The following is a 13,338-nucleotide window of genomic DNA, read 5'->3' as shown; positions in this document are numbered from 1 at the left end:
TTTTTGGCCATGTTATTAGGCTTGGTCCCATTGTTCGATATTGGCTTCACACCTGCCAAGGTGTCCGCTAACGGGGGAGGCGGCGATTCCAATTGGGATTTGGTGTTTGAAGACAATTTTGACGGCACGACGGTAGATACGTCCAAATGGAACATCGAAGACTGGCCGAGCGACCGAAATCAGGAATTGCAATATTACGCTCCGGATGATGTGTTTGTGGAAGACGGCAATTTGGTTCTGAGGAGCCAGAAACGGACGTATACCATTCCTGAAGGCAAGAAGGATGCCGGTCAAACCAGGGAGTACACTTCCGGCGCAGTGAATACGCTTAATAAATTCAATTTGACTTACGGGAAGGTTGAGGTTCGCGGTAAAGTCCCGAAGAGCCAAGGGTACTGGCCGGCTATTTGGTTAAATGCCGTTAGCGGATGGCCTCCGGAATTTGATATTATCGAGTTCCTGGGTCATGAGCCCACAGTTCTCCATACAAATAACCATTGGGGAAAATTTCCGAATAATGGGCAGGTGGGCGGCAAATACGAAGGCTCCGAAGATCTGTCGGAGGAATTTCATGTGTATGGTTTTGAGTGGGACCCGGGAGAAATCCGCTACTACCTGGACGGCAACCTGATCCGGACTTACACCTACAGTGGCAAGCTGGTCAAAAACGGCGGGCTCTACGAGGCAATCAGCAATGAACCGATGTATCTGATTCTGAATACGGCTATCGGCGGAAGCTGGCCGGGCTCCCCGGATGAGACCAGTGTGTTCCCGCAGCAATTCTTAATCGATTATGTCAAGATGTATCAACGTTCGCCAACCAGCAAGGTATTGGAAAATTTGGCTAAGAACAAAACGGCAACAAGCAACGGCCCGTCATGGGAGGGCAATGAACCGGCCAAAGCGACGGACAACAATTCCAATACGTTCTGGTATCCCTACGGTGGAAGCCACCATGAGCTTCAGGTTGATTTGGGGCAGGTTTACAGCAATGTAAACGGAACCGAAATCAGTTGGGACAGCGCCAGCCGGTATCCTTATAAAATCGAAGTGTCTGTAGACGGGAATACGTGGACCACGGTTAAGGACAGAATGACGGAAACGGGAAGGCCGCTGCTTCAAACCAGTACCGATACGTTCAATCCGGTAAATGCCAGGTATATCAAACTAACGATTAACGAGGAACTGGCGGGTGTTATGGAGCTTAAGGTGTTCAATGGAACGCTGACCGATCCGCCGCAGCCGCCGGTTATTGAACCTCCGCGTACGCCTGCAAGAGTCGTTTCCGATCCGTTTAATAATCTGACCAAGGGGGCGGCAGGAACGGTACTGTTCGATAGAAGCACCGGCTGGTCGTTGATTACGAATTATCCTCAATTTATGGACAATGACACCAGCAGGGCGCAGCGGTCGGAGAATACGATGAAATGGATCACCTACAAGATCGATGACGTCGCATCCTTCAAACTGACCGCCTACGCATGGGGCTCTACAGCAAACAGCGGCATTTTTGCAGGCAAAACGAAAATATACGCCTCGCCCGATAATCAAAATTGGACAGAGCTGGAGCTCACCTATACAAACGGACAGAACAACAATAGCTGGTACAGAGCAGTTATTACCCCCAAAAACCCTATACCTGCCGGTTCAAAATATTTTAAAGTGGAGCTTCACCCAACCAGCACAACTGAAAATGATGCCTGGAAGTATTGTCTTGGCCAATTCGACTTCATTCAGGACAACGTGGTTGTGGACGAATTAAATACGGCTGACAGCGACAAGGTTTTGGAAAGCAGCGGCAATTGGAGCCTGGTAACGGATAATCCCGCGGATTTTGAAAATGACCCCGTGAGATGGTCGCCGGCTGACAGTCAAACGGCTTCCATCATCTATAACTTCAATGATATCCATGATTTCGCTGTGAAACTATTCTCCTTGGGCAGCATGGCTGAACCGGGAAATGCAGGAAAGCTCAAGATATACACATCCTCCGATATGGAATATTGGTCATTGGTGGAGATTGAAGGAAGCGGCGCACAAAGTCTTGCCGGCGGCTGGTATAGTGAGACCTTCTCACCGGCTGAGCTCCTGCCTTACAAAGCAGACTATTTGAAGCTTGAAATCGGAGGCGGAGGAACCAATACCCATTACCAATTATCACAAGCGGAGATTCACTATGGGATTCCGCAGCCGGAAAAAGAGCTGGTGATTGTTGGCAAGCCGCTGAAAACGGCAATTGCAGACAGGGGAACTCCTGTAATCGACGGTCAGGCGGATGGCATTTGGAATAATACGCAAACTCTGGTGACGGACCGCCGAAAAGCGAGATTGCCGGGGCCGTCGGGGGCAAATGTCAAAACATTATGGGACGAGTCCAACCTTTATGTATTGGCGGATGTTATTGATCCGGTTGTCAATGCAAACAATTCGAAAAGCTACGGCGACTGGGATGAGGATTCGGTTGAAATTTATGTGGATGAAGATAACAGCAAATCGACAACCTATGATGCCAATGACTTTCAATACCGTGTGAATTATGCGGGCAAGCTGTCGGCCAATACCAATCTGGAGGCAGCGGTGAAGCTGACGGATACAGGCTATTTGGTGGAGGCCAAAATCCCGTTAAAAACTATAACCGCGCATGAAGGTTTGACAATCGGCTTCGACATTCAGGTGAGCGATGATCCGGGCACAGGGCATCGCCAGTATATTGCCTCATGGAATTCGGAGGATGAGCGGCAATCGGTTAGTATGTTTACGATTGGCGACCTGATCCTGGGGCAGGCTAAACCGCCGCTTGATCCATTCCTGGCGGGAATTGCCCTGGACCGGAATCAAACTTCGCTGATTGTCGGGGAAACTCATCAATCTATCGTCACATCTGTTACTGAACATACGGGCGCCCAATCAGTAGTCAGCCTTGTGTATGGCACGGTAACGGAGCAAGCAGTCTTCGTATCATCCAATCCGGAAGCCGCCGCCGTGGATGCTTCAGGCATGATTCATGCAGTTGGAGCGGGTCAGGCGGATATTACGGCCACTTATAACGGTAAAACCGCTGTAAATAAGATTACGGTATTGCCGGTAACGGACTATTTCGTTGAGTTCGCTCATCCCGCATACTCACTGGCAGTTGGGACAACCCATCAATCGGTGGTTCAGGCCGTTTATGAGACCAGAATTTCTCCTTCGGAAGTACAGCGGGACGCCATAGACGTGTCGGCTTATGCCACTTACCAGTCCGCAGATCCTGCAGTGGCCGAGGTGGACAGCACAGGGCTTGTGCGGGCAATCGCCGAGGGCAATACGGTAGTAGCGGCCACTTACAACGGAGAGACGGCATCTGCCGCAGTGACTGTATCAGCAGCAGCATCATTTCCAACCGAACCACCGGCTGAAGAGGGGAATACTCCAGCGCCTCCCCAACCGGCATCCAATGTTGTCGTATCTCCGGGAAGCATTGCAGTCAAACCTGCCGTCGGTTCGGACGGCAAAGCACGCGGGGATTTGACGGAGGAGCAAATGCGGCAAGCGCTGTCCAATTCCAAAGGAAATTTGAAAATTATTATGGATGCTCCTGCCGGCACGAAAAAAGCCCAACTTGCAATTCCAGCTTCATCCTTGGCTTCGATGGCATCGGCTGCAAGCAATGAAAAGCTTGAGCTTGACCTGGGAATTGCTTCCCTCTCTTTCACCATGAAAGAATTGGGGAATCAGCTCAAGGAGGAATCCCGGTCAGTGGAAGTTCAAGTATCGCTGGTTGCTGAAGAGGCAGTGCCTGCCAACGTAAAAACGGGTATAGGCAACGTTCCCGTATACGACTTCAATTTGAGCGTTGATGGAGTCACGATACCAGAGTTTGCCGGCCGCAACAGCGTGGAGATTTCCGTTCCATATGCGCTTTCGTCTGGAGCAGATCCAAGGCAGGTCGTCATCTATTTCATCAGCGAAGAAGGGAAATTGGAAATCGTACGGAACAGCAAATACGATGCGGCTGCCGGTGAGGTTTCCTTCAGACCGAAGCAATTGGGCTTTTATTCGGCTGTTGTGAATCCAGTGAACTTTAATGATATTTTCGTTGTACCCTGGGCTGATGATGCAATCCGGACGTTAGCGGCGAGAGGAGTAATTGAAGGTGATGGAAAGGGCTTATTTCGTCCCAATGATTCCATTACACGCGCCGAGTTCATAAAATTGCTGGTCGGGATGGTGGATTTGGCGCAAGAAGGGGTGGAAAGCAGGTTTACGGATGTAAGTCCGGCTGATTGGTATGCCCCAGCAGTGGCGTCGGCAGAAAAGGCGGGTATTATTAACGGCAAAGCGGACGGATCGTTTGGCGCCCATGATCTCATCACTCGTCAGGACATGGCGGTGATACTGGATCGAACTTCAGCAATTCTGGGGATAAAGCTTCCTGCGGGCGAGAATCGCACACCGTTCACGGATCATAGCGAGATTTCCCCCTATGCGCTGGAGGCGGTGGAACGCATGTACCGTACGGGGCTCATAAACGGTATGGGTGACGGTTTCTTCGCACCGCAACAGTTTGCGGAACGCTCACACGCGGCGGTTTTGCTGTACCATTTCTTTATGCTTGAATAATGGATTATAACTATAAATTGCATTATATATAAAATAACGCTGCCGTGATGGAACCTTCCGCGGGTACCCGGATCAGCTCACCATGTTCATCTGGTAAAACACCGCTCCATTTCCCTGTTTCCATAGCGCGGCCTTTATTCTAGAGGCCAATAAAATAGAGTAGGCAATAAAAACGCTTCCTCAGCAGGCGAACGGACACCCCTTATCATCAGACATTTGGCTTCCCTTTGGGGAGTTGATGGTGATGGAGGGGTGTTTTGTTGTGGTTAATGTTGGATTTTAAGTATGGATTTGCTTCTCACTTATTGAAATGTTATATTAAGTGTGAGGTGAACACACTTTATGGAACGTAAAATTGTGGAGAAACTGTTGGCGTGGAAACAAAGTGCGAGGAGAATGCCTCTTGTCATCCATGGGGCCAGGCAGGTTGGAAAAACGTATTCCGCTCTGACCTTTGGAAAAACCCACTACAAAAATACAGTATATTTCAATATGGAGGGGGCCAGCGAGGTTGCCGCTATTTTTGAGCGGGATTTGAATCCGGAGCGTATCATCCGGGAACTGGCTGCCAAAAGCGGGCAAACTATTTTGAAAGGCGATACCTTACTTATTTTGGATGAAATTCAAGCCTGTGAACGGGCATTAACGTCTCTGAAGTATTTCTGTGAGAACGCGCCCGAGTATCATATTATCGCCGCGGGCAGCCTGTTGGGTGTGGCGCTTAACCGGGAGAAGTATTCCTTCCCAGTGGGGAAGGTGGACATGCTGCTGCTGCACCCTCTTGATTTTGAGGAGTTTTTATGGGCAACGGGGCATCGGGAATTATGCGGGCTGATCAAACAGGCATACGAGGAATTCACCCCATTGTCCTTGCATGAAACAGCGATGGAGCTGTACAAAACGTATCTGTTTGTAGGGGGGATGCCGCGGGCTGTCAGCGAGTATGTGGAGACCCGGGACTTTGACTTTGTGGTGGCTGCGCAGAAAATGCTCAATGACGCTTATATTGCCGATATGGCCAAGTATGCTTCTCCGCAGGAAACCACGAAGATCATGGCGGCATGGGCCAGTGTTCCCGCACAGCTGGCGAAGGAGAATCACAAGTTTCAGTATAAAGTGATTAAATCGGGGGCAAGGGCCTATGAATATGAAACGCCGCTGGATTGGCTGAAGTCGGCAGGCATGATCCATAAATGTGTGCGGGTTACGGAGGGCAATATGCCGCTTAGCGCTTACGCCGATCACAATTCCTTCAAGGTGTATATGATGGACACCGGGCTGCTGTGCTCCAAGTTTGATATCGCGGCAAACGTGATCCTGAATGGGCCTGTCGGCTTCAATGGCTTCAAGGGAGCCTTGGCGGAGAATTATATTATGCAGGCGCTGGTTGCAAATGGTTTTACGCCGTACTATTGGAGCTCCCCGGGAAAAGCGGAGTTGGACTTTGTGTTCCAGGACAAACAAGGAAACATCATTCCGCTGGAGGTGAAATCGGCAGATAACGTGCGGGCAAAGAGCTTGAAGGTTTATACCTCCGCGTATGAACCGCCTTATGCCATTCGGGTATCCGCCAGAAACTTCGGCTATGAAAACGGCCTGAAAAGCCTTCCGCTGTACGCGGTGTTTTGTTTGAAGCGGGAGTAAGTGAAGAGTTCCATGCCTCCCGGATGGGAGGCCGCGGCATCGAAGCTTTGAAGCTCAGGCGAAAGGAACCAGGGTCCGTATAATCAAAGGTATGATGCAGGCAGTCCGGGAGGATGCTGTTATCTCTGGAGTGCTGCCAATGGAGGCTGGCTATGAAAATAGAAATCGGAGAATCGCTGCTTTTATCTTGGTTAAAGCACGTTAAGGAATGCCGGTTGGTTCAATTGAATTGGAAGCCATCAAGCAAATGGGATTTACGGGACCGGGAAACCTTGGAGCAGCTGATGGCGAGTTCCAAAGCTTTTTTTGCAGAGAAATATGGATATGATTTGTACAAGGAAACGAAATCCATCGATCAACTCCTCACTCAAGCCGAAATCGATGTAATGGGAATGAGTTATGATAACGGAGCTCCCCATGTATATGGCATTGATGTGGCCTTCCACGAAGGAGGGCTGAACTATGGCTCCAAAGCCGAGACCATTGCCAGAGTGGTCAAGAAGATTTTAAGAGCAGCTATGTGTCTTCATGGATATATGGGGGTGGGAGTCGGGACCATTGTTTTCGCCTCGCCGAGGATTAATCCGGCAATACATATGGAGTTGATGCGGTGTGTTGGGGATGCAGAACAGATTCTGCTGGAGTCCGGGCTGCAATACCAGGTGCGTATTCTCTATAACGAGAATTTTAGAGAGGCGATTCTGGAGCCTGTCCTGAGCATCCTGGACGAGGTGGCGGATACATCCGAACTGTTTATGCGCAGCTTGCAAATGTATAACCTATTTGCAGCCAAGGCTTCAAAGCAAGGGGCGGTTCCGGGGAGGCCTGTGTTGAGAAGGGCTGCACCACAGCTGGACAACATTGAGGCAGACGGATTAAGCGGGCTCAAGGAGATGAAAATTGGCGTTATTGTAAAAACAATTCTTCGCAGATTACTTGAAGAAGGCAAGGTTTCCGAAGATGAAATTGGACGAATGCAGTCCAAGTCGTATTCCAAGGAAACCTTTGATATCCAGTATCCGCTTCTTCAGAAAGCTTCTATAACCCAGGGAAAACGCCCGCCCCGCTATTACTCTGCCCCGGTCCAAATATATGGCGAGGAGTTTTTCCTGTGTTCGGAATGGTACGAGACACCGGTTAACAATGACCGGCCTTATCTGATGAAATGGCTGGGTTTATATATGTGATACAAATCTAACCGCCCCCTCCCTCCTACATGCCGGGAGGGGGATGATGCTTGCCGTCCCGGTAATGCTGGGGGGCCATTCCGGTGAATTTTTTGAAGAGGCGGCTGAAGTAAAACTGGTCCGGGTAACCTACCTCCCGGGCAATTTCCTGGATGCTTTTGCCGGAATGGTCCAGCAAATATTTGGCTCTTTGGACCCGCAGCTGCTGAATATAGTGGACCATCGGAATCCCTGCGTACTTTTTGAACACCTGGCAGAGGTATTCATATTTGTAGTCCAAGGCGCGCTCCAGTCTTTCTCTGGAGATATCCGATTCATAGAAGTTGTTCAAATGGTTGACCAGCCTGCGGAAGGTGAAGTAGGACACAGGGAAGCTGGTATCCACAGACTTGTGATCCAGAAAATCGTTGGCGATGAAACCAAGCATTTCGGACATAAGCTGGGTGCATTGGTAACGGAAATACCCGCGGGGCTGCTTCAGGATGTCCACCAGCTCCTCAAACCGGCTGAGCAGCTTATAGGGCTGACGGCTCCGCTGCAGCCGGGGGAGGATGAGCAAATCCACATGGCCGATTTCCGTTGTTCTCAGCTCGGTGCGTTCAGTATGAACCCTGTTTAGCCCGGTTGAACCATCGATGGTGATGGAGCTCAGCCCCGGCGTGCAGGAAAACTGGGCCCAATAAAACTTCCCCTGACGCTCCTTCGGATTCCAGCCGTTATGCTGCTCCCATGGCCCAAGCAGCAGCGAATCCCCGGCCTGCAAAACCACCCGGTTGCCTCCGGCCTCCAAGTTGACCATTCCATCCGCCGCTACAATCAGCTCAAAATAGGGATTGGAATGGCTTTCGAAAAAGGTGGGGTTTGTATCCACATCGAAAAGATCGGCCCACTTTACGTCCAATACGGATAATCGGGACATGGAGTAGTACATGGAATGGCTCCCTGCAATGTTTTTTTGGAGAATCCTCGAATGAGCTGATTATATCATATTGCTTAAGCCGTCCGCTGCCTGAGGGGCGCAAGACTAGGGGATATGGAAGGACGGGGGCAGTCAGTCGGTGTGGCCGTTGAGACGCATATTGGGCCTGACGGCTTTTGCGTGCGTTTGGCCATCCCTTATGGACAATTTTTATGTGCGGAGTCTGGTTCTTGTTGAAAATGTCCATGTCGAAGCGGCAGGAGGCTGTCTCCAGGGACCCCATTTCTGCTGAAATTCAAAAGAGCTGTACCTGAAGGCCAGCGGCAAACCTGAGGGAATCAGGGGTTAAAAATATCACATGAAACCGAAAAACATCTTAAGCCCGTTCATGGCCTCATCAAAATAGGGATCTTATAATGAAGCTGTTGCGTTATAGGTAATATGGAGGAGGGGACATGCAGCTTGAACATTTTGAATGAACAGGACTATTACCGGATTGTATATGGCGGCTGGCTTGGCAAAAATATTGGGGGAACCCTCGGCGCACCTGTGGAGGGCGTGAAGGAGCTGCTGGCCTTGACGTTTTATCCGGAGCTGCCGGACGGCCCGCTGGAGAATGATGATCTCGACCTCCAGTTGGTTTGGTTACATGCGCTGGAGCAGTATGGGCCGGGGTTAACGGCGCGGGAGCTTGGGCAGGAGTGGCTGGATCATATTTTTTTCCCGTTCGACGAGTATGGTTACGCCTTAACCAATCTGCGGAGAGGGCTGCTGCCGCCTGTTGCCGGCTGGTTCAACAATCCCTTCACCAACTGTATGGGTTCCCCGATCCGGTCTGAAATATGGGCGATGGTGACCCCCGGCCTGCCGGAAAAAGCGGCTTATTATGCGTATCAGGATGCCATTGTCGACCATGCGGGAGGCGAAGGGGTATATGGGGAGATGTTCTTCGCGGCTATCGAAAGCGCCATCTTCCTTGAAAAGGACCGTGACCGGCTGATCGACATTGGTCTGAGCTTTATTCCGGCCGACAGCCGGACCTATAAAGCCGTACAGGATTTGCTCCGTTGGCACCGGGAAGGGAAAAGCTGGACGGATGCCCGGGCGCTGATCCTGGAGCATCACGGCAGCGACAATTTCACGGATGCGCCGCAAAATATTGCGTTCACTATACTGGGCTGGCTGTACGGCAGCGATTTTGGGGATGCGATTCTGAAGGCTGTCAACTGCGGCTACGACACCGATTGTACGGCGGCCACGCTGGGCGCTATTTTGGGGATGCTGGCGGGACCGGAGGGGCTCCCGGAAAAATGGGTCAAGCCGGTGGGAGACCGTGTGGTTGTCAGCCCGCCCATCAACGGTTTTCCGGCTCCCAAGGATTTGCATGAATTAACCTGCCGGACCATCCGTATCGGCAAGCAGGTTTTGGCCGGGGCGGAGATTGATGTTATTGTCCATCCGCAGGAGCCGAGCCGCTGGGAGCGGCAGGAATTTTCCCTTCAGGAGATCAAGCCGCTTTGGGACAGATCGGCAACCTCCAATCATTACCTGCTGCCGCAAGGGACCCTGCAGAACCCTCTGCTGGAATTAATCCTGGAGTATGGTGCTGAGGGTCCGGTCATCGGCCCCAACCAAACGAAGTCCATCCAGGTCACATTGGTTAACCGCTCCACAACTGCTGTAAGAGGGAGGCTTTCTCTTGACCTGCCCGAGGGCTGGAAGGGACCTGATTGTCTTGAAGCGGCCATAGAGCCGAACGGGAATGTGGAATGGGCAGTCAACCTTCAGGCGTCGGCCTCAGTTGGAGCTTGGCAGGAGCTGGCCATACTCTGGACGCGGATTCACGATCATGCGGTGTGGGCAACGGAGAAAGTGGCGTTTGCTCTGCTTGGCGCTTCCCGCTGGACGGTTTGGGGGCCTGGTTCCAGTGAAGGAAAGGAAGCCCTGTTCCCCGGAAACCGCATCGAGTGGGAGAAGGTTATGGATGCGGAGGCGGAGGGAGCTTACCGGGCGGCAACAACGCTGACAAATCCGTCGGAACGGCAGGTTCGGCTCATTGCCGCTGCCAACTGCCCCGTGTCCCTCAAGCTTAACGGGAAGACGGTGATTGATTGCAAGCAAACTCTCGAGTTTATGCCTGCCTATCACAGAGCGCCGGAGGATCAGCGGGTGGAGCTGACACTGGCAGCCGGAGCTTATGAGGTGGAGGTGACCGCCTTCAAAAATGCCGCTCCTTTGCAGGTTTATGTATTGCCGGTGGCCACCTCCAATACGACGGTTCCCGGGGCTTGTTATTATTACACCGATATGCTTTTCGGCATCGGTTCTGATGCCGCTGGCGAATGAACAAAATAAAGCTCTTGCTCCGCCTTGCTTTTGCAGGGCGGAGATTTTGTTTTTGCCATATGCCGGACTGTGGAGAGTGGGCTGTAGCGCGGCATATGCAGTGGGTGCGGTTCAATGTAAGCAAAATGATAACTAAACAGAAGGTTTTTCTTATTATAAGGTAAACCTGAGTACAAGGTAACTCCATCTATATTTGATTCGAGGGGAAGGATGAAAAAGATGGGTGATGCATTAAGTTGGCCGGAGCAGCAATTGCCGGTATCGGCGGAAACGGAGGTGCTGGTGATTGGCGGAGGACCTGCAGGGATTGCGGCGGCCATTGCCGCGGCCCGAAACGGAAGCAGAACGCTGATTCTCGAGCAGCGGGGATTTCTTGGAGGAATGGCCACCGTTTCTCTGGTTCCGGCCTTCTGTCCCTATACCGATCAGGAGAAAGCAGTTGTCCGCGGAATCGGGCTGGAAATGCTGGAGCGAATGAAGCAGAACTGCCCTGCGGAATACCGCGGGAATTATGAGCATCAACTGGATTGGGTGCCGATTGACGCCGAGGTGCTGAAGCGGGTATATGATGATGCCGTACTGGAGAGCGGCGCGCAGGTGCTGTTCCATACCATGGTGATCGGAGTGATCAAGGACAAGGACGAAGCCATGATTGAAGGGGTGGTCATTGCCAATAAATCGGGCTGCTCAGTCGTAAAATGCCGATATGTGGTGGATGCCACGGGCGACGGGGATATTGCGGCCAAAGCCGGAGCACCCTTTATAAAGGGCGGAGACAACGGCGAGCTGCAGCCGGGTACGATGTGTTATTTGCTGGCCCGTGCGGACAAAAAAAGGTTTGACCGTTATTTGCAGGAAAGCGGTGACAACCACCAGGTTCATCAGGCGGTAGTGAAAGCGCAGCAAAACGGCGATTTGCCGGAAGGGCGCAAGGAAGTATCCGGCTTTGCCTGGCTGGCGGATGATTTGGTGGGCTTGAATTTCGGGCATATCTTTGGCGTGGACGGCACAAAAGCGGAGGATTTGACCCGGGGGGCCATTGAAGGACGAAAGCTTGTGGGGGTTCAGGTGGAATTTCTGCGCAAATACGTGCCTGGCTTCGAGAACGCCCATGTGGTAGCGACCGGCGAGCAGATTGGAATCCGGGAAACGAGAAGAATTGAAGGCGATTATGTGCTGCAGACGGAAGACTTCATGGACATGCGCAGCTTCCCCGATGACATTGCCCGCAATGCTTATTTTATCGACATCCATATGGCTACCAGCAAGGATAAAATCCACATTCATCATTTGCCGGACGGAAAATCCCATGGCGTTCCTTACCGCAGCTTGCTGCCGAAGGGAATCGGCAATCTGTGGGTCCCGGGCAGAGCGGCTTCCTCGGACCGGGTGGTTCAAGGGTCCTTGCGGGTCATGCCCAATTGCTTTGCCATGGGGCAGGCGGCGGGAACGGCGGCGGCTCTGGCCGGGAAAATGGGTGTGGGCGGCTCCCGCCAGGTCGATATCCGGCTGCTGCAGCAAACGCTGGTGGAGCAGGGCGCGTGGCTCGGAGAAACTTTTGAGGAAAAAGGAGCGGTACAATTATGAGTTTGCCGGAAAAACGCCGGGCATTTGAACAAAATCGAAAAATATACGAGCAGGCCAAGCTTACCTTTTATGGCGTGGAAGGCTTTGATGTATACAATATCTCCATTCCTTTTAAGTGGGAAGGCAAAACCTATATTTACGGCCGGGTGGAAAAACGGGAGGAATGGGCCCGCTCCTGGGTGCGCCTGTTCGAGCAAAGCGGCAAGGACGAATGGACGCTTGTGCCTGATTCCATGATTTATCAATTGGAAGATCCGTATATCAGCATCATTGACGGCACTCTGGTTCTGGGCGGCACCCATGTGCGGATGAAGCAGGGCGCGATAGATACGTATTACGGTTATTTTTATAAAGGGACGGAATTGAATGATCTGTACTACTTCACCACCGGCCCGGATTATATGAAGGATATCCGCCTTGTGCAAATGGAGGGTGGCCGGATCGGCGTGTTCTCCAGACCGCGCAGCGAGGAGGTGCGGCGCAAGTACGGGAGCGAATCGCTCATCGGTTTCCGCGTAATCGGCAGCCTGGACGAATTGACCTCCGAAGCAATTGAGACTGCCCCCTACATCTCCGGTTTGTTCGGCAAGGATGAGTGGGGCGGCTGCAATCAGGCCTATTATCTGGACAGCGGCTTGATCGGAGTCATCGGGCATATCTGCTACAGGGAGCAAAATGCGGAAGGCGTCTGGATTCAGTCCTATATGAACATGTCCTTCGTATTGAATCCCGATACGCTGCAAGCCTCTGATTTGAAGATTATTGGCACCAGACCGTGTTATCCTCCGGGACCGGCCAAAAAGCCGGAGCTGGTGGACTGCGCCTTCACCGCCGGCATCGAGCTCCGGCCCGACGGCAAGGTAAACTTGTACAGCGGAATCGGCGATACGGAAGCCGGTCGCGTCGTCATCGACTATCCGTTTGCCGGATACGGCTCCATTGTTTCCCGTTAAACGGCGGCATTATCAACCCCCTCCTTCTACATGGAGGGGGTTTTTGCAATTGTTGGGAGATAATTAAGAAGTCAGTAGCATCCTACGAGAAAGCTTAGGA

7 protein-coding genes are annotated in these 13,338 nt (G+C 51.9%); 6 read left to right on the top strand and 1 reads right to left on the bottom strand.

Going from position 1 to position 13,338, the window contains the following annotated elements:
* The first annotated feature begins 9 nt into the window (after nt 1-9).
* The 3 genes from DQG13_RS16850 (at nt 10) to DQG13_RS16840 (ending at nt 7,433) form a co-directional block, all read left to right on the top strand.
* Nucleotides 10-4,602 (top strand): sugar-binding protein, encoded by a 4,593-nt coding sequence (locus tag DQG13_RS16850; RefSeq protein WP_258525709.1) that lies wholly within the window; start codon nt 10-12, stop codon nt 4,600-4,602.
* A gap of 342 nt (nt 4,603-4,944) precedes the next feature.
* Nucleotides 4,945-6,246: an ATP-binding protein gene (locus tag DQG13_RS16845; RefSeq protein WP_113020953.1), complete on the top strand. Its 1,302-nt coding sequence runs from the start codon at nt 4,945-4,947 to the stop codon at nt 6,244-6,246.
* 152 nt (nt 6,247-6,398) lie between these two features.
* Nucleotides 6,399-7,433, top strand: coding sequence for a hypothetical protein (locus DQG13_RS16840; RefSeq protein WP_113020952.1), 1,035 nt, complete (start codon nt 6,399-6,401; stop codon nt 7,431-7,433).
* A 25-nt stretch (nt 7,434-7,458) separates the two neighbouring features.
* On the opposite strand, the gene DQG13_RS16835 is transcribed toward DQG13_RS16840, so the two are convergent.
* Entirely contained in the window at nt 7,459-8,364 is a 906-nt protein-coding gene (locus DQG13_RS16835; protein WP_113020951.1) for an AraC family transcriptional regulator, read from the bottom strand.
* Nucleotides 8,365-8,814: 450 nt separating this feature from the next.
* Between DQG13_RS16835 and DQG13_RS16830 the strand changes: the two genes are divergently transcribed.
* The 3 genes from DQG13_RS16830 (at nt 8,815) to DQG13_RS16820 (ending at nt 13,238) form a co-directional block, all read left to right on the top strand.
* Entirely contained in the window at nt 8,815-10,698 is a 1,884-nt protein-coding gene (locus tag DQG13_RS16830; RefSeq protein WP_181592795.1) for an ADP-ribosylglycohydrolase family protein, read from the top strand.
* A gap of 219 nt (nt 10,699-10,917) precedes the next feature.
* Nucleotides 10,918-12,285 (top strand): FAD-dependent oxidoreductase, encoded by a 1,368-nt coding sequence (locus tag DQG13_RS16825; RefSeq protein WP_113020949.1) that lies wholly within the window; start codon nt 10,918-10,920, stop codon nt 12,283-12,285.
* The gene (locus DQG13_RS16820; protein ID WP_113020948.1) at nt 12,282-13,238 is read left to right on the top strand and encodes an MTP-1 family protein; all 957 of its coding nucleotides are present in this window, start codon (nt 12,282-12,284) and stop codon (nt 13,236-13,238) included. The genes DQG13_RS16825 and DQG13_RS16820 overlap by 4 nt, the downstream gene beginning before the upstream one ends.
* The last annotated feature ends 100 nt before the right edge of the window (nt 13,239-13,338 follow it).

The organism is Paenibacillus sp. YN15 (assembly GCF_003285005.1).
Lineage (GTDB): Bacteria > Bacillota > Bacilli > Paenibacillales > NBRC-103111 > Paenibacillus_AR.
The sequence above is the reverse complement of the archived record's forward strand: the minus strand, read 5'-3'. Positions and strand labels throughout refer to the sequence as shown.